Below are 16,431 nucleotides of genomic sequence, written 5' to 3' on the forward strand. Positions count from 1 at the left end.
CATCATGATTTCCTCAAACCAAGAAACTTCCCTTATTGCGGTGACCTGTCTGCCAGAATATAGATAACCATAACAAGCAAACGAAACTATGAGTATCGAATTCCTGCAGACAAAATTCGACAAAGTAAATTACTTGTTGAACCTGCTTGTTTCGCACGCAACGGGAGGTAACGCGGACACTAGGGAGTACGAAGCGCTACGTCGAGAACTTTTGACAGACACAGAAACGTCAAGTCTCATTCCATCATGGGTTCGAACACACCGAAACCTTGATTCGTTTTGGGGGTTCATCAAAAGCAAGTTCGGTACGTACGCAGAGCGACGGTCTTATCTATCTGAAGAGTTCACACCTCTTCTCGATACATTGGAGTTCGGTGCTACAACCAATCTGCCAACGGCTACATCTGCACTATTTAATAAAAGTAAGCAATCTTCTGTAGCACGGAACAAACGAAAGGTATTCATTGTTCATGGACGAGACAATGAAGTGAAGCAAGAGGTTGCTCGATTTGTTGGAGTGATTGGACTTGAGCCAATAATTTTGCATGAGCAAGCAAGCGCAGGTATGACAATCATTGAAAAAATTGAGCGTTATGCAAATGATGCGGACTTCGCGCTTATTTTGTACACCCCGTGCGACCACGGAAGGGGAGCACAGGACACTAAGGTTCAACCAAGAAATCGCGCAAGGCAGAACGTAGTCTTTGAACACGGCTACCTTATGGCTAAGCTTGGCCGGGAAAATGTCTGTGCGCTTGTGAAGGGTGACATCGAAACCCCAAACGACATCAGTGGTGTGGTCTACGTCAACTTCGATGCGCAAGGTGCGTGGAAGGCAGAGGTATCGAAAGAGCTTATGGCGTGCGGCTATGAAATTGGGAGCTGGATTTAGAGGGCATATAAGCAGACTTCGCCAGCTACGCTGTAGTTCAAATATCAAGGACAGTGGATTGCAATCTACCAACCCACAACACTCCATTTCCCACCCATCCCCCAAGGCGGGCGGTGCAGCTTGCGAGCGCAGGCGCCATTCGTGGTTGCCACAGAGGCGCCCAATCAACAACCAAGTTGACGCAGCAACCCAAGCGCACCAGCAATAGCCGCCCGCGAGGTGAGCCGGAGAGCGCAAGCTGCGCCGCCCGCCTCACCACACGCGGCCCGAAAAATCAACGCGCCAACAACGCAGCATTCCCCCCCGCAGCGGTGGTGTTGACCGTCACCGTCTGCTCCGCGCAGAAGCGGTACAGATAGTGCGGCCCACCCGCCTTGGGTCCGGTGCCGCTCAAGCCTTCGCCGCCAAACGGCTGCACGCCCACCACCGCACCAATCATGTTGCGGTTGACGTAGACATTGCCGATGTGCGCCGCGTGTGCCAGCGCGTTGGCGCGTGAGTCGATGCGGGTCTGGATGCCAAAGGTCAGGCCGTAGCCCAGGGCGTTGATCTCTTCCACAACCTGCGCCGGGTCACCTGTCCAACGCACGATCTGCAACACGGGTCCGAAGATTTCCGCCTTCACGTCGGCAATGCGCTTGACCTCAAAAGCGTGGGGCGCAATCAGATGCTTCACACCGGCCTGCACAGACGCATCCGGCTTGACCACGACGACCGCTTCCTTGCTCAGGCGGTCGATCTGGCGCTGGATGTTGTCAAACGCTTCCTGGTCGATGACCGGGCCCACGTCGGTGCTCAGCTCGGCCGGGTTGCCTGCACGCAATTCACGCGCAGCACCCTGCACCATCTCGATGACGCCGTCGGCAATCGACTCATGCACGCAGAGCAAACGCAGCGCAGAGCAGCGCTGGCCGGCGGAGCGGAAGGCGCTCAGGCAGACGGCATCCACCACCTGCTCGGGCAAGGCGCTGGAGTCCACCACCATGGCGTTGATGCCGCCGGTTTCCGCAATCAGCGGAACGATGGGGCCGTCCTTGGCGGCCAGCGCGCGCTGGATGATCTTGGCCACCTGGGTGGAACCGGTAAACACCACGCCGGCCACACCGGGCTGCGCCACCAGGGCCGCACCCACGGTTTCGCCAGCACCGTGCAGCAACTGCAGCGCGTCCTGCGGCACACCGGCTTCATGCAGGATGCGCACGGCGGCCAGTGCAATGCCAGGCGTTTGCTCCGCCGGTTTGGCCAGTACCGTATTGCCGGTGGCCAGTGCCGCAGCCACCTGGCCGGCGAAGATGGCTAGGGGAAAATTCCAGGGGCTGATGCACACCCACACGCCGCGCGCCGTCAGGCGCAGGGTGTTGGTCTCGCCCGTCACACCGTAGGTGAACGGCGCTGCCACCACGCCATGCACCTGCGGCATGGGCAGGGGCTGCATGATGCGTTCGGCCTCGTCGGCGTAGTAGCGCAGGAAGTCCACCGCCTCGCGCACTTCCGACACCGCATCGCCCCAAGTCTTGAAGGCCTCCTTGACCAGCATGACGCACAGGGCGGGCGTCTTGGCCAGCATGGCGTCTGCCGCGCGGCGCAGGATGGCCGAGCGTGCGCTGACGTCCGTCTGGCTCCAGCTCTTGTAGCTGGCATAGCTGGATGCATAGGCCTGCGGGATGGTTTGCACATTGGCCTCGGCCACCTGTGGCACGGTGGTGGTATCCAGCGCAGCCAGCAGGGGCGAGCGCATGGCGGGCACGGTCAGGTCCAGACCGGTGCTGTTCTTGCGCGCACCGGCATGGGTGCCAAACAGGTCTATCGGCATGGGCAGCGATGACACCGGCTCCAGGCGCAAGGGCGAGATCAGCAGCTCCTGCATGTTGACCGACTCATCGGCCATCTGGTGCACAAAGGACGAGTTGGCGCCGTTCTCCAGCAGGCGGCGCACCAGGTAGGCCAGCAGGTCGCGGTGCGCGCCCACCGGTGCATAGACACGGCAAGAGACGGTGGGGTTCTTCAGCACCTCGCGGTACACGCCCTCGCCCATGCCATGCAGGCGCTGCAGCTCGAACTTGCCACCAGTGCGCGCGGCCATTTGCAGGATGGCGGCAATGGTGGCCGCATTGTGGGTGGCGAACTGGGGATAGATGGCGTCCGGCGCATCCAGCAGCGTGCGCGCGCAGGCCAGGTAGGACACATCGGTATGGTGCTTGTGGGTGAACACCGGGTAGCACGGTAGGCCCAGCTCTTGCGCCCGCTTGATCTCCGCGTCCCAGTACGCGCCCTTGACCAGTCGGCACATCAGCCGCACCTTGTGCTTGCGTGCCAGGGCCGTGAGGTGCTCTAAGAGCTCCAGCGAGCGGGTCTGGTACGACTGCAGGGCCAGACCGAAACCGGTCCATTGTGGGCAATGCTGCGCCACCCGTTCCAGCAGTGCCTCGAACACGGCCAGCGAGAGTTCCAGCCGGTCCACTTCTTCGGCGTCGATGGTGAGATTGATATTGGCCTTGGCCGCGCGCTCGCACAGGCTCCAGACGCGCGGCACCAACTCGTCGAGCACGCGCTGGCTTTGCGCGTCTTCATAGCGTGGGTGCAAGGCGCTGAGCTTGATGGAAATGCCGTCATTGCGCTCGGGCGCTGCCGATGTGTCGGTATGGCCGGCAATGAAGTCGATCGCCGCGATGTAGCTTTGCAGATAGCGCAGGGCATCCGCGTCGGTGCGGGCCCCCTCACCCAACATGTCATACGAGTAGGTGAGCCCTTGCGCATGTTTGCGTGCGGCGTTGGCTTCTTTCATCGCCTCGTCCATGCTTTGGCCCAGCACAAACTGGCGGCCCAGCAGTTGCACAGCCCGCAGGGTTGCCGCGACCACGGTCTTGGCACCCAGCTTGGCCATGATGCCGGGTTCTTCCTGCGCACCCGGGCCGGTTTGTGGATCTGGCAAGAAGTGTTTGGACAGGGCGATGGCGGTGCTGGAAAGCCGTGCCAGAACCTTGTCGCCGCTGTTTTCGAAGTCTGCGCGCCCCAGCTGGTCTGCGGTGAGGGCAATGGCGGTTTCGGCATCCGGCACGCGCAATAGCGCTTCGGCCAGCCGCATGAGTGCCAGCCCTTCTGCACTGGAGATGGGGTATTCACGCAACAGGCTTTCCATCGCCCAGAAAGGCGGCGGGTTGTCGCGCACCGCTTGCACCCAGGGAGAGGCCATTTTGGCGGCCAAGGCCCAGTCCAGGCCGGTGGTGACAACCTGCAGCAGTCTGGCTACGACTTCACTCTCGGGGCGATAGGGAGTGGGAAGGTGGGAATGGATTAGCACAGAGTCTCCTCATATTAGCGATGGGAGAGATCATCCGGCTTACACACATGAATTAATCACTATATTTATCTACAAATGCTGGATAAATCTCCTTTGCATGAATTCCAAACAATATTGACCGAAATTGACTAAAGCAACCACAATAATGACCAAGTTCATCAACTTTAAGAGACAAACTCCACTGTGGGAGCGCTTTTGCAGTGGTTACCTGCACATGGATCGCAAAGAATGTGGAGGGCACCGTGTGATCAACAAAATAAACCGAGGCCAGATAACGCCATGACCCAATCCACCAACGGCCGCGCTGATCTTGACCGCATAGACCTGAAGATCCTGAATTGTCTGCAAACGGATGGCCGCATGTCCAACCTCAAGTTGGCTGAAACGGTGGCTTTGTCGCCTACTGCGGTGCTGTCGCGGGTGCAACGACTGACCAAGGATGGCTACATCCTGGGCTATGAGGCGCGCCTCAACCCGCTCAAGCTGGACGCAGGCTTGACGGTGTTTGTGGAGGTGCTGCTGGACCGCACCACGCCCAACGTGTTTGATGCGTTCAAGGTGGCCGTGCAGGTGCATGGTGAGATCCAGGAATGCCACATGGTGGCCGGCGGCTTTGACTATCTGCTCAAGACGCGCATCGCCGACATGGGCGCGTACCGCGACTTTGCGGGCAATGTGCTGTGGCAGTTGCCCGGTGTGCGCGAAACCCGCACCTATGCCGTGATGGAAGAAGTGAAGAGCACCACGCACCTCAAGCTCAGCTGAGGCGCTCGGATTTCAGGCGGTGGCGTAGTCCCGCTTGCCGAAGATGGCCGTCCCCACGCGGACCATGGTGCTGCCGGATTGCACCGCTGCCTCCAGGTCTGCCGTCATGCCCATGGACAAGGTATCCAGCTGCAGACCCTCTGCGTTGAGCGCATCGAACAAGGCGCGCGCCCGTGTGTGCACGGCACAGGCTGACGCGAAATCGGCTGCAGGCTCGGGAATGGTCATCAGCCCACGCAGATGCAGGCGTGGCAGCGCAGCGATCTGCCGGGCCAGCTCCAGCGCGGCTTCGGGCTCCACACCAGCCTTGGTCGGCCCTCCGTCAATATTCACCTGGATACACACCTGCAAAGGAGCCAAGCCCTCAGGGCGCTGATCACTCAGGCGCTGAGCGATCTTGAGCCGGTCTACCGAATGCGCCCAGTCGAAGTGCTCAGCCACCAGACGCGTCTTGTTGCTCTGGATCGGGCCTATGCAGTGCCAGACCAGGGGCAGGTCGGCCAATGCGGCGATCTTGTCCACGGCTTCCTGGATGTAGTTCTCGCCAAACGCCGTCTGCCCGGCCGCATAGGCCTGGCGCACTGCCTCGGCGGGAAAGGTTTTGGATACAGCCAACAAGGTCACGCTGTCTGGTTTGCGTTGGCAGGCTGTGGCGGCCTGCGCAATTCGGGCCCTTACGCGCTGGAGATTGTCGGCAATCATGGTCATAATCTGCCAAGCGTACCAAACAACATCAAGCGAGAGAGGACTTTGTGGACATCACCCAATTGCTGGCGTTCAGCGTCAAGAACAAAGCGTCGGACCTTCACCTCTCAGCTGGCTTGCCACCCATGATCCGTGTGCACGGTGACGTGCGCCGCATCAACGTGGAGCCGCTGGACCACAAGCAGGTGCACAGCATGGTGTATGACATCATGAATGACACCCAGCGCAAGCATTACGAAGAGTTTCTGGAGATTGACTATTCTTTCGAGATCGACGGACTGGCGCGCTTCCGGGTCAATGCCTTCAACCACCAGCGCGGCGCCGGTGCCGTGTTCCGGACGATTCCCAGCAAGATCCTCTCGCTGGAGCAATTGAATGCTCCCAAGATTTTTGGCGACCTGGCACTCAAGCCACGCGGCATGGTGCTGGTGACCGGACCCACCGGTTCGGGCAAGTCCACTACGCTGGCTGCCATGGTCAACTACCTGAACGAAACCGAGTTTGGCCACATCCTGACGGTGGAAGACCCCATCGAATTTGTGCACGAGTCCAAGAAGTGCCTGATCAACCAGCGCGAGGTTGGTCCGCACACCCTGTCATTTGCCGCTGCCCTGAAGTCCGCGCTGCGGGAAGACCCGGACGCCATTCTGGTGGGCGAAATGCGTGATCTGGAAACCATTCGCCTGGCCATGACCGCCGCGGAAACCGGCCACTTGGTGTTTGGCACGCTGCACACCTCAAGTGCCGCCAAGACCATTGACCGGATCATTGACGTGTTCCCGGCCGACGAAAAAGAGATGGTGCGTGCCATGCTGTCTGAGTCACTGCAGGCCGTGATTTCGCAAACGCTGTGCAAGACCAAGGACGGCCAGGGTCGCGTGGCGGCACATGAAATCATGCTGGGCACCAGCGCCATCCGCAATCTGATCCGTGAAGCCAAGGTGGCACAGATGTACTCCAGCATCCAGACCGGTAACAGCGTAGGCATGCAGACGCTGGACCAGAATCTGGCGGATCTGGTCAAGCGCAACATCATTAGCCCGGCAGAGGCACGCAGCAAAGCCAAGATCCCAGAAAACTTCCCGGGCTAGAGATGGAACACCCCCCGGCTTGTTCGCTGCGCGTAACCGCTTTCCCCCTTGCTGGGGGCAACGCCAGTGGCCCGGCAAAGCCGGTTCCACGGCATTTCTGGTTTGCGTTTTTGCGCGCCAAGAAATCCGCACGTTAGATACAGGGAGTCACAGAAATGGAACGCGACCAGGCAACGAAGTTCATCAATGACCTGCTCAAGCTGATGATCAGTCGCAATGGCAGCGACCTGTTCATCACCGCGGACTTCCCGCCAGCCATCAAAGTGGATGGCAAGGTCACCAAGGTGTCGCCCCAGCCGCTCAATTCCGCACACACGCTGGCGTTGGCACGTTCCATCATGAACGACAAGCAGGTCGCGGAATTCGAGCGCACCAAGGAAGGCAACTTTGCCATTTCGCCTCCGGGTATTGGTCGCTTCCGGGTCAATGTGTTCATCCAGCAAGGCAAAGTCGGCCTGGTGCTGCGGGTCATCCCGGCCAATCTACCCACCATTGACGGCCTGGGTGTTCCCCAGGTGCTCAAGGAAATCGTACAGTCCAAGCGCGGGCTGTGCATCATGGTGGGCTCTACTGGCTCGGGCAAGTCGACCACCCTGGCGGCCATGGTGGACTGGCGCAATGAAAATTCCTATGGGCACATCATCACCATCGAAGACCCGGTGGAATTTGTGCACGCCCACAAGAATTGCGTAGTCACACAGCGCGAAGTGGGGTTGGATACCGACAGCTGGGAGGCGGCTCTGAAGAACACCTTGCGCCAGGCACCGGACGTGATTCTCATGGGCGAAATCCGCGACCGGGAAACCATGGAGCACGCGGTTGCCTTTGCGGAAACCGGTCACCTGTGCTTGGCCACCTTGCACGCCAACAGCGCCAACCAGGCGCTGGACCGCATCATCAACTTCTTCCCGGAAGAGCGGCGCCAGCAGTTGCTCATGGACCTGTCGCTCAACCTCAAGGCGCTGGTATCGCAGCGCCTCATCCCCAAACAGGATGGCAAGGGCCGCATGGCCGCGGTGGAGGTGATGATCAACTCCCCTCTGATATCCGACTTGATCTTCAAGGGCGAAGTCTCTGAAGTGAAGGAGATCATGAAGAAGAGCCGCAACTTGGGTATGCAAACGTTTGACCAGGCGCTGTTCGATCTCTACGAGAACAATCAGATCACCTATGAAGATGCCCTGCGCAATGCCGACTCGCTCAACGATTTGCGCCTGCAGATTAAACTCAACAGCGTGCGCGGCAAGTCGCAAGACCTGAGTGCCGGCACCGAAAACCTCGCCATCATGTAATTTATGTCCAGCATCAACGCCAAAACCTACGAAACCTCCTCTCCTGCTTCTGTTGCTTTTCTGGGTCTTGGTGTCATGGGGTACCCCATGGCAGGCCATCTGGCCAAAGCTGGCCACCGTGTCACGGTATACAACCGCACCGCAACCAAGTCTGAAGCCTGGGTAGCCGAATTCGGCAACCGGCATGCATTCGCTGCGACGCCCAAGCTGGCGGCTCAGGGCGCTGACTTTGTCTTTTGCTGCGTCGGCAATGACGATGACCTGCGCAGCGTCACCCTCGGTGCCGACGGCGCATTTGCCGGCATGAAGCCCGGCGCTGTCTTTGTCGATCACACCACGGCATCGGCCAGCGTGGCGCGCGAGCTCCATGCCATCGCCAAGCAGGCGGGACTGGAATTCATCGATGCGCCGGTATCCGGTGGCCAGGCCGGGGCGCAAAACGGCATGCTGACCGTGATGTGTGGCGGTGATGCGGCGGCCTTTGCCAAGTCCCAACCGGTGGCGATGGCGTTTTCGCGCGCCTACACGCATCTGGGAGAAAGCGGAGCGGGCCAGTTGGCCAAGATGGTGAACCAGATCTGCATTGCCGGTCTGGTGCAGGGTCTGTCCGAAGCCATTGCATTCGGCCAGCGCGCCGGCCTGGACATGAACCAGGTGCTCGACGTCATCGGCAAGGGTGCGGCACAAAGCTGGCAACTCGACAACCGTGGCAAGACCATGGTGGCCGACAAATTCGACTTCGGCTTTGCAGTGGACTGGATGCGCAAGGACCTGGGACTGGTGCTGGACGAGGCCAAGCGCAATGGTGCCCGCCTGCCCGTCACGGCACTGGTCGACCAGTTCTATGCGGACGTGCAGCAGATGGGGGGCCGACGTTGGGACACCAGCAGCCTGATCAAACGACTCAAGTAAAGCGCATCAACACCTGAAAGCAAAAAGGCCCGGATTGTTCCGGGCCTTTTTGTTGGAAGCCAAATTACTGCGCCTTGGCGTCCGATGGTTGCTGCATCATGCGAACCAACTCGTCTTCGCTGATGATCTCCAGTATGCGCACCAGCTTCTGCACGCCCGAGGTCGCCGTCACCACTTCTGTCGCACGATCGGCTTCACGTTTTGTCACGCGCCCCATCAGGTACACCGTGCCACGCTCGGTGGTGACCTTGAAGGCATTGGCATACAGGTCTTTCGCGTCAACCAGGTTGGCTTTCACGCGGCTGGTGACCAGCGCGTCGGAAGAACGCTGGCCCAATGTGGAGTTGCCCATGACGGCCAGCTCGTTGAGCACGCTACGCACGTTTTCCACATTGGCGACAATTTTTTCGACCAACTGCTTATCCTGCTCGGACGGCACTTCACCGGTGAGCAGCACTTGGCGGTTGTAGGCCGTGACATCGATATGCCCACGGTCACCCAAACTATCGTCGATACGGTTGTTGGCCTTGAGCTGAATGCCGTTGTCTTCCACCACGGTTCCTGAAGTGCGACGGTCGGATGCCACCATCACGGTGGTGACTGCGCCACCCAGCACCAATGGAAAGCAGCCGGAGAGCCCAGCCACGGCAGCAAGCAGGGTCACACCCAGTACGGATTTTTGAATCAATGTTTTCATGCAGACGCTTCCTGATCGCCCAACAAAAGGGCATCGACCGCATCGCAAATGCAATGCAAAGCCAGAATATGAACTTCCTGAACGCGTGCGGTGCGATCATGGGGGACACAGATATGCACATCGGTGTCACGCAGCGCATGGTTCATCTTGCCGCCGCCCCGACCGCTCAGGCCGATGACGACCATTTCGCGCTCGTGCGCCGCCTCAATGGCGGCCAACACATTGGCGGAGTTGCCGCTGGTGGAAATGGCCAACAGCACGTCGCCGGGCTGGCCCAGCGCACGCACCTGGCGCGAAAAGATCACATTGAAGTCGTAATCGTTGGCAATGGCCGTGATGATGGAGGTATCGGTAGTCAGCGCTATGGCGGCCAGTTCGGGGCGATCACGCTCGAACCGTCCGACAAACTCTGCGGAGAAGTGCTGGGCATCGGCTGCCGAGCCGCCGTTTCCGCAAGCCAGCACCTTGCCACCACTGGTGATGCTTGCCACTACGGCTTGTACTGCGGCCGCAATGGGTTTGCTCAGCGCCTCTGCCGACTGGTACTTCAAGTCGGCACTATCGATAAAGTGTTGGTGAATTCGTTGTTCCAGCATGGGGCAATGATACCTGCCCGACATAAATCCCTTGTGAAGCAGTCCCTGCGCGAAACAATGGCATTTGTTACCAAACGTCTTTGGGCGCCCAACGCATCTCAACTGGCGTCAAATGCGGCCTGAAGCCACTGCACACCATCCGGCTCCACCAGTACCACGTCAAATCGGCAAGGGGGCAACTGCCGCAGCCTTGCGAGGTAGTGGCGCGCCGCAAAAATGATGCGCCTTTGCTTGACAAACCCGATGCTGGCGGCAGCGCCGCCGTGCGCTCCCGACGCGCGGCTACGTACCTCCACAAACACCGTGGTACCGTCAGGCGCGGCCATGATGAGATCGATTTCGCCGCCACCCCGGCCCGGGGTTCGATAATTGCGCTGTATGAGGCGCAAGCCCTTTTGCTGCAGGTAACGCAGCGCCACGCCTTCTGCGGCATCACCAGTCTGTTTGGTGGTGGCCTTGTGCGGTGATTTTGATGATGGGAATTCCATAGTGAGCGCTTCTTATTCTTCTGCCCGGGGTGCCGCCCGCGAGGCGGCCTCTTCGCAGCATTATCCGCAAGGGGCGCTCTATGTGGTGGCCACGCCGATTGGCAACCTGGCCGATATCACCCTGCGCGCCCTGCATGTTCTGGAGCTGGCCGACGTCATCGCCTGCGAGGACACGCGCCATACCCAGCAGATGCTGCGCGCCTACGGCATCGACAAAAGCGCCGGCCAGCTGCTGGCAGTACACCAGCACAACGAGTCCGAGGCTGCGCAGACCGTCATCGACAGGCTGCGGCAGAACCTGCGAGTGGCCTATGTCAGCGATGCGGGCACGCCCGGCATCAGCGACCCCGGCGCACGGCTCGCGGCAGTCGCGACGCAGCAGGGCTTGCGCTGCATTCCGCTGCCCGGTGCCAGCAGCGTCACCACGCTGCTGAGTGTTGCGGGCATCGGTAGCGAGTCGGCGGACACGCCGGGCTTTGTATTCCATGGCTTTCTTTCCAGCAAGAGCACCGAGCGAGCGCACACGATTGGTGTTTTGGCCCAGGAACCGCGCGCCGTGGTGTTGCTGGAGGCGCCCCACCGTATTGAGGCCTTGGCGCAGGCGCTGGCGGTTCTGGGAGACCGGCAACTAACCCTGGGGCGTGAGCTGACCAAGCAGTTCGAGGAAATTGCAACCATGTCCGCCGGCCAGTTCTCGGCTTGGCTGCAGGCCGATGCCAATCGGCTGCGTGGCGAATTCGCGCTGGTGCTGCACCCTGCCGCCATTGCTGCGCAGGGCGGTGATGTGGTACGGATCTTGACCTTGTTGATGGCAGAGCTACCGCTGAAATCCGCCGTCAGACTGGCGGCTGAAATCACCGGCCAGCCACGCAATGCACTATACGAGCAAGCACTGTTGCTAAAGAAACAAGACTGAAAAGCTTGGGAGGTTCTAAGGAGCTGAAAGCTGCAATGGCTGCGGCCATTGTGATAGTTCGGCCAGTCGGCGCACCACCCATTCGGCCTCGGCCACTCTGAACACTGCGTCGCCGGCAACCAGCCCCAGGTAGCACCGTTGCAACACGTCCGCTTCGGTAATGCCCAACCCGTGCAACATTTCCTGCGCGGTCTGCGTCAGCATGTTGGCCATGTCCTCGCACAACTCATAGCGCTCGGCAATAAAAAACCGGGTTGCAGCTGGTTTGCTGCGACCCGGTTCAATGAAAAGCGCTATGAAGGACTGCGGAATCTCGATCTGATTGTCTTCAGACAAATGCAATCCTTGCAGTGCTTGGCTTAGGCCTTCTTGGCGTAAGCACTGCACCAGCCAGATGCGGACACCTGCTTGCCGGCAAACAGGGGGCAGCCGCCAGCCTTGTCACCAGCCTTGCCTTGGAACAAGGCACAGGAACTGCATTGCTGGCCAGCAGCGTACTTGGGAAACTTGGTTTTGTCGGTCTTGGTGCCGTCAGCGTGGTAACCCAGTGCTGTAGCTTGAGGATCGGCATCGGCGACCATGGCGCCTTGGGCGAAAGACTGACCAGCAGCAAGCACTGCTGCGCCGCCAAGGCCAAATTGAACGATGAATTCGCGACGATTGCTCATGGGGAAAATCCTCAAAGGTTAGTTAACAGGGGGGAGTATGTAAAAGCACAACGCATTGTCGCCTACCGCCGTTGACCTACCAACCAGAAATTGAATAGCCCCTGATGTAGGTCAATTAACAAAACATGAAGGCCGCCATGGCGACGTCTTCCCCCAGGTTCAGTATCACGTAGGCCGCGATCTGATACGCCAGATAGTGAACGGTATTGCGGTCCAGGGCGAAATGCCAGGAGCTGCGCTGAAAAAGGCGTGGAATGCGGCTGCGCATCCGGGCTGCTGCAATCAAGGGTCTATGAACTCCAGTTGGGCAAACTGCATGTGGTGCATGAACTCGCGCAGGATCAGCAGTCTGGCGGCGAAAGATCTGGACTCCGGCAGCCCCAGACGCGCCGCAGGCGTGCCCATGACCACCGCCGTCAGATCGTCGAAGCACTGTTCCATGGACTCCAGCGAGAGCACGCGGGCATTGGCTGGCACTCCTGCGAGCGTCGCAAGGTCGCGCAAGGGAGCATCCAGGGTGAACAACAACGCATCACGCGGCAACAGTGGTCTAAGCGGCATGACCACGTCTTCCACTGCTGCGATTGCGTTTTCCATGGCCAGCGCAGTTGGGGGATCGGAGCGGAAATGTTCGCGTGCAGTACGCTCGGCCCCCATGGGCAGCGCATGAAGGGTCTGCGGTTGCGCCCCCGTACCGGCTACGATCCCGCATTGCGCATCACCAATGTGCAACACCACGATGTTGCGATCTGCTCCCACGGCATGGCGCGCGGCCTCATAGGCCTGGGTCAGCAAGGCACGCAGTGCAGCGTCGGGCGTCGTGGTGTGCATGTCTTCTTACCGGGATGGCCGCCACATGTGGAACAACTGCTGCGGGCCAATTTCAAAATAGTCGGCGGGGCCGCCGCCACGCAATATGGGCGCTGCCGCAGCAGTCTGGTACACGCCATCCACGATCAGGTGCTGCGCGATGTGCACTGCAACCACCTCGCCCAGCACCAGCCAGGTGGAAATCGTCTGGCCATCCAGCCCCTGCAGTTGCACGATCTGCGTCCGACGACATTCAAAAGTTACCGGGCTGTCGGCCACACGCGGCGGCTTGACCAGACGGCTGGGTGCGGCGGCCAGGCGGGCCAGCTCGAATTCATTGACTTCCGGACCTACCGGAGCACAGGTCTGATTCATGGCCTCGGCCAGGGGACGGGTGGCCAGATTCCAGACGAACTCACCAGTTTCCTCAATGTTGCGCAGCGTGTCCTTGTGGCCAATGCTGGCAAAACCGATGATGGGTGGCACGTAGCTGAACGCGTTGAAGAAACTGTAGGGCGCCAGATTCACCTGGCCTGCGGCACTGCACGTTGAGATCCAGCCTATGGGGCGCGGGCCGACGATGGCATTGAACGGGTCATGCGCCAGGCCGTGGCCGGATCGGGGTTCGTAGGAATGGAAACGTTCGTCCATGGTGCCGTCAATCGCGCAAGGTGCCATACATGCGCTGAAGTATCGCAGCTTGCGCGAAAGCGTGACCGGGGCCACTGCCCCCTCACCAGGGCTGCTGGTTGCCGCCAAAGTGGCTCTGCAGGAAGTCGATGAGAGCACGCACCTTGGCAGGCACGTGTTTGCGTGTCGGATAGACGGCGTAGATACCCAGCTCCAGCGAACGGAATTGCGGCATCAGCTCCACCAGCGTGCCATCGGCCAGATCCTTGCCCACCAGAAAGCTGGGCTGCAGTATCACGCCCTGGTCCGCCAGCGCGGCGGCGCGGCAGGTATCGCCGCTGTTGGTACTGATGATGGGCTGGGTCTTCACGCTCACCGGCCCCTGCGGCCCGTCAAATCGCCATTCATCCCGGGTGGACCAGTAGCTGTAGGAGATGACTGCGTGGCTGCTCAGTTCGTGGGGATGCTGTGGTGTGCCGTGTTGCGCCAGATACCGGGGCGAGGCACACAACACCATGCGGGTGCTGGCCAACCGTTTGCTCACCAGGGTGGAGCTCTCCAGCGTGGCAATCCGGATGGCAACGTCATAGCCTTCTTCCACCAGATCCACCAGACGATCTGCCAGCGTGATGTCGAGAGTAACTTTGGGGTTCTGCGCTTTGAACTGTCCCCACAAGGGCGCCAGGTGCAGGATTCCGAAGGTGAAGGGCACATTCACCCGCAGCAAACCAGTGGCCGCTTCGCTGCGCGAAGTGACCTCTGCCTCGGCTCCTTCCAGCGCGTCCAGCAGCTCCTTGCTGCGGGCGTAAAACAACTGCCCCTCGTCGGTCAGGGACAGACGGCGCGTAGTCCGGTGCAGCAACCGCACGCCCAGGCGCGTCTCCATGTCGCCTACGTAGCGCGATACCGCGGCCTTGGACATGTCCAGTGTCTCTGCCGCCTTCACGAAGCTTCCGGCATCGACCACGGCGTTGAAGGTCTGCATTTCCAGAAATCGATCCACTATCCCTCCAAACGGAACAATCAATCTTATTTTTGCATATTTATCTGCAGGCGATAAGCCAATACAGTTCCATGCATGCGCCGCAGAGTGGCGCCACACAGAGACCCCACAACCCAGGAAACACCATGGCCCATACGTCTACCCAAGCCGCGAAGGCACCCGTGCTCTTCATTTCGCACGGTGCGCCCACTTTTGCACTGGAGCCCGGCCAATTGGGCCCCCGGCTGAATGCACTGGGTGCGCAGCTCTCTGACGTGAAGGCCGTGCTGGTGGTTTCGCCCCATTGGCAGACCCGCGGCGTCAGCGTCTCAACCGACCCCAAGCCCGAAACCATCCACGACTTCGGGGGGTTCCCGGCCAGGCTGTATGACCTGAGTTACCCCGCCACCGGAGCGCCTCACATTGCCAAACGCGCAGCGCAGCTGCTCGGCGATGCGGGCTTTGCCACCAAGCTGGATCCGGGCCGCGGCCTGGACCACGGCGCATGGGTGCCGCTTTACCACTTGCTTCCCCAGGCGCAGATCCCTGTGTTTCAAGTCTCCATGCCGTACGACCTGAGCGCCGAACAAAGCGTGCAACTGGGCCGTGCGCTGGCACCTTTGCGCGAGGAGGGCGTGCTGATCATTGCCTCCGGCAGCATGACGCACAACCTGCGCGAATTCCGTCAGGGCGTGAACCAACCCGCAAGTTACGTGCAGGAGTTTTCCGATTGGGTGAAGACCGCTGTGCTGGCCAATGCGCTGCAGCCGGTGGTGAACTACCGCACAGAAGCTCCCCACGCCCAGCGTGCCCACCCGACGGAGGAGCACTTTCTGCCATTGCTGGTGGCCATGGGCGCGCAGCTGCCAGGCGAGAGCGCACAATTGTTCGAAGGGGGCATCGAACACGGCATGCTGTCCATGGACTCCTTTGCCTGGGGAGTGCCGCAGAGTGCCGCTGCCCCATCGGTTGCACCATAAGAGGTAAGGAGTCCCCATGACCACACTCTCTTTCGGATTGAGCGATTTGCAAATCGAGCCGGTATCCGGCCTGGCCTACCGCCTGCGCACACCGACGCCGGCAAAACCCGGCAAGCTGCTGGTGCTGCTGCACGGCGTGGGAAGCAACGAGACCAACCTGCTGACCCTTGCCACGGGCATAGACACAAACACGCTGGTAGTGTTTGGTCAAGGGCCGCTGCAAATGGGGCCGCAGCAATACGCGTGGTTTCGTGTGATGTTCACACAAAGCGGGCCGCAGATCGTCCCGCAGGAAGCCGAGCACAGCCGCCAATTGCTGATCACACTGCTGCAGCAGCTTCAGCAGCAGCATGGGATCGCACCTGCAAACAGCGTGATTGCCGGATTCAGTCAGGGTGGCATCATGAGTGCCAGCGTGGCGCTGTCGTCACCCGAGAGCGTGCGCGGTTTTGCCATCCTGTCGGGCCGCATACTGCCCGAGCTGGCGCCGCAGATAGCCAGCAATGCGCGCCTGGCCACCTTGCGTGCGTTCGTCGGTCATGGCGACTACGACAGCAAGCTGCCGGTGCACTGGGCCGAACGGTCTGATGCGTTGCTGAAGGCGCGCGGCGTCATCCATGAGTCGCACCGCTACCCCATAGACCACGGCATCAGCGCAGAGATGCATGCGGACTTTGTCCGCTGGCTGGCGGGCTGACGCAGGCCT

General features: G+C 60.2%; 19 protein-coding genes. 8 read left to right on the top strand and 11 right to left on the bottom strand.

Going from position 1 to position 16,431, the window contains the following annotated elements; genetic code table 11:
* The first annotated feature begins 88 nt into the window (after positions 1-88).
* Positions 89-892, top strand: coding sequence for a TIR domain-containing protein (locus AC1RMF_RS20750; protein ID WP_493144005.1), 804 nt, complete (start codon positions 89-91; stop codon positions 890-892).
* Between the two features lie 274 nt (positions 893-1,166).
* Here AC1RMF_RS20750 and AC1RMF_RS20755 read toward each other — a convergent pair whose 3' ends face one another.
* A complete protein-coding gene (locus tag AC1RMF_RS20755) occupies positions 1,167-4,193 on the bottom strand; it encodes an L-glutamate gamma-semialdehyde dehydrogenase (protein WP_493144007.1) in 3,027 nt (1,008 codons plus the stop codon).
* A gap of 279 nt (positions 4,194-4,472) precedes the next feature.
* Here AC1RMF_RS20755 and AC1RMF_RS20760 point away from each other — a divergent pair, with 279 nt between their 5' ends.
* On the top strand, positions 4,473-4,958 hold the full coding sequence (locus tag AC1RMF_RS20760; protein ID WP_493144009.1) for an Lrp/AsnC ligand binding domain-containing protein: 486 nt from the start codon (positions 4,473-4,475) through the stop codon (positions 4,956-4,958).
* A 12-nt stretch (positions 4,959-4,970) separates the two neighbouring features.
* On the opposite strand, the gene AC1RMF_RS20765 is transcribed toward AC1RMF_RS20760, so the two are convergent.
* Complete coding sequence (locus AC1RMF_RS20765) at positions 4,971-5,666, bottom strand: YggS family pyridoxal phosphate-dependent enzyme (protein ID WP_493144011.1); 696 nt, start codon at positions 5,664-5,666, stop codon at positions 4,971-4,973.
* Between the two features lie 44 nt (positions 5,667-5,710).
* On the opposite strand from AC1RMF_RS20765, the gene AC1RMF_RS20770 reads away from it, so the two are divergent.
* The 3 genes from AC1RMF_RS20770 (at position 5,711) to AC1RMF_RS20780 (ending at position 8,958) form a co-directional block, all read left to right on the top strand.
* Entirely contained in the window at positions 5,711-6,754 is a 1,044-nt protein-coding gene (locus tag AC1RMF_RS20770; protein ID WP_342619137.1) for a type IV pilus twitching motility protein PilT, read from the top strand.
* Positions 6,755-6,909: 155 nt separating this feature from the next.
* Positions 6,910-8,046 (top strand): PilT/PilU family type 4a pilus ATPase, encoded by a 1,137-nt coding sequence (locus tag AC1RMF_RS20775; protein WP_342619138.1) that lies wholly within the window; start codon positions 6,910-6,912, stop codon positions 8,044-8,046.
* 3 nt (positions 8,047-8,049) lie between these two features.
* The gene (locus AC1RMF_RS20780) at positions 8,050-8,958 is read left to right on the top strand and encodes an NAD(P)-dependent oxidoreductase (protein ID WP_493144014.1); all 909 of its coding nucleotides are present in this window, start codon (positions 8,050-8,052) and stop codon (positions 8,956-8,958) included.
* A 64-nt stretch (positions 8,959-9,022) separates the two neighbouring features.
* Here AC1RMF_RS20780 and AC1RMF_RS20785 read toward each other — a convergent pair whose 3' ends face one another.
* The 3 genes from AC1RMF_RS20785 to AC1RMF_RS20795 form a co-directional block, all read right to left on the bottom strand.
* The gene (locus tag AC1RMF_RS20785; RefSeq protein WP_493144017.1) at positions 9,023-9,655 is read right to left on the bottom strand and encodes a BON domain-containing protein; all 633 of its coding nucleotides are present in this window, start codon (positions 9,653-9,655) and stop codon (positions 9,023-9,025) included.
* Positions 9,652-10,251 carry a phosphoheptose isomerase gene (locus AC1RMF_RS20790; protein ID WP_342619141.1) on the bottom strand — a complete coding sequence of 200 codons (600 nt, stop codon included), beginning with the start codon at positions 10,249-10,251 and terminating at the stop codon, positions 9,652-9,654. Before AC1RMF_RS20790 ends, AC1RMF_RS20785 begins: the two co-directional genes overlap by 4 nt.
* A 98-nt stretch (positions 10,252-10,349) precedes the next feature.
* Complete coding sequence (locus AC1RMF_RS20795; protein ID WP_493144019.1) at positions 10,350-10,739, bottom strand: YraN family protein; 390 nt, start codon at positions 10,737-10,739, stop codon at positions 10,350-10,352.
* Position 10,740: 1 nt separating this feature from the next.
* On the opposite strand from AC1RMF_RS20795, the gene rsmI reads away from it, so the two are divergent.
* Positions 10,741-11,655, top strand: coding sequence for a 16S rRNA (cytidine(1402)-2'-O)-methyltransferase (gene rsmI, locus AC1RMF_RS20800; RefSeq protein WP_493144021.1), 915 nt, complete (start codon positions 10,741-10,743; stop codon positions 11,653-11,655).
* Between the two features lie 15 nt (positions 11,656-11,670).
* Here rsmI and AC1RMF_RS20805 read toward each other — a convergent pair whose 3' ends face one another.
* The 6 genes from AC1RMF_RS20805 to AC1RMF_RS20830 all read right to left on the bottom strand — a co-directional run bounded on the left by AC1RMF_RS20805 (position 11,671) and on the right by AC1RMF_RS20830 (position 14,766).
* Positions 11,671-11,991, bottom strand: coding sequence for an ATPase with chaperone activity (locus AC1RMF_RS20805; RefSeq protein ID WP_493144023.1), 321 nt, complete (start codon positions 11,989-11,991; stop codon positions 11,671-11,673).
* Between the two features lie 23 nt (positions 11,992-12,014).
* Positions 12,015-12,323, bottom strand: a complete 309-nt coding sequence (locus tag AC1RMF_RS20810) for a high-potential iron-sulfur protein (protein WP_342619145.1) — start codon at positions 12,321-12,323, stop codon at positions 12,015-12,017.
* A 115-nt stretch (positions 12,324-12,438) separates the two neighbouring features.
* On the bottom strand, positions 12,439-12,609 hold the full coding sequence (locus AC1RMF_RS20815) for a hypothetical protein (RefSeq protein ID WP_342619146.1): 171 nt from the start codon (positions 12,607-12,609) through the stop codon (positions 12,439-12,441).
* Positions 12,606-13,154, bottom strand: coding sequence for a hypothetical protein (locus tag AC1RMF_RS20820; protein WP_493144025.1), 549 nt, complete (start codon positions 13,152-13,154; stop codon positions 12,606-12,608). The genes AC1RMF_RS20815 and AC1RMF_RS20820 overlap by 4 nt, the downstream gene beginning before the upstream one ends.
* Before the next feature lie 6 nt (positions 13,155-13,160).
* Entirely contained in the window at positions 13,161-13,784 is a 624-nt protein-coding gene (locus AC1RMF_RS20825; RefSeq protein ID WP_493144028.1) for a flavin reductase family protein, read from the bottom strand.
* Between the two features lie 82 nt (positions 13,785-13,866).
* Entirely contained in the window at positions 13,867-14,766 is a 900-nt protein-coding gene (locus AC1RMF_RS20830) for a LysR family transcriptional regulator (protein WP_493144030.1), read from the bottom strand.
* 125 nt (positions 14,767-14,891) lie between these two features.
* Between AC1RMF_RS20830 and AC1RMF_RS20835 the strand changes: the two genes are divergently transcribed.
* Complete coding sequence (locus AC1RMF_RS20835; protein WP_493144032.1) at positions 14,892-15,725, top strand: dioxygenase family protein; 834 nt, start codon at positions 14,892-14,894, stop codon at positions 15,723-15,725.
* Positions 15,726-15,741: 16 nt separating this feature from the next.
* Entirely contained in the window at positions 15,742-16,422 is a 681-nt protein-coding gene (locus AC1RMF_RS20840; protein ID WP_493144034.1) for an alpha/beta hydrolase, read from the top strand.
* The last annotated feature ends 9 nt before the right edge of the window (positions 16,423-16,431 follow it).

This window comes from Rhodoferax sp. GW822-FHT04A08 (genome assembly GCF_058801025.1).

Excerpts from the sequence above, each read along its gene's own strand:
- AC1RMF_RS20750 (WP_493144005.1), top strand. The coding sequence starts at position 89 with ATGAGTATCGAATTCCTGCAGACAAAATTCGACAAAGTAAATTACTTG.
- AC1RMF_RS20760 (WP_493144009.1), top strand. The coding sequence starts at position 4,473 with ATGACCCAATCCACCAACGGCCGCGCTGATCTTGACCGCATAGACCTG.
- AC1RMF_RS20765 (WP_493144011.1), bottom strand. The coding sequence starts at position 5,666 with ATGACCATGATTGCCGACAATCTCCAGCGCGTAAGGGCCCGAATTGCG.
- AC1RMF_RS20775 (WP_342619138.1), top strand. The coding sequence starts at position 6,910 with ATGGAACGCGACCAGGCAACGAAGTTCATCAATGACCTGCTCAAGCTG.
- AC1RMF_RS20780 (WP_493144014.1), top strand. The coding sequence starts at position 8,050 with ATGTCCAGCATCAACGCCAAAACCTACGAAACCTCCTCTCCTGCTTCT.
- AC1RMF_RS20785 (WP_493144017.1), bottom strand. The coding sequence starts at position 9,655 with ATGAAAACATTGATTCAAAAATCCGTACTGGGTGTGACCCTGCTTGCT.
- AC1RMF_RS20790 (WP_342619141.1), bottom strand. The coding sequence starts at position 10,251 with ATGCTGGAACAACGAATTCACCAACACTTTATCGATAGTGCCGACTTG.
- AC1RMF_RS20795 (WP_493144019.1), bottom strand. The coding sequence starts at position 10,739 with ATGGAATTCCCATCATCAAAATCACCGCACAAGGCCACCACCAAACAG.
- AC1RMF_RS20810 (WP_342619145.1), bottom strand. The coding sequence starts at position 12,323 with ATGAGCAATCGTCGCGAATTCATCGTTCAATTTGGCCTTGGCGGCGCA.
- AC1RMF_RS20820 (WP_493144025.1), bottom strand. The coding sequence starts at position 13,154 with ATGCACACCACGACGCCCGACGCTGCACTGCGTGCCTTGCTGACCCAG.
- AC1RMF_RS20825 (WP_493144028.1), bottom strand. The coding sequence starts at position 13,784 with ATGGACGAACGTTTCCATTCCTACGAACCCCGATCCGGCCACGGCCTG.
- AC1RMF_RS20835 (WP_493144032.1), top strand. The coding sequence starts at position 14,892 with ATGGCCCATACGTCTACCCAAGCCGCGAAGGCACCCGTGCTCTTCATT.
- AC1RMF_RS20840 (WP_493144034.1), top strand. The coding sequence starts at position 15,742 with ATGACCACACTCTCTTTCGGATTGAGCGATTTGCAAATCGAGCCGGTA.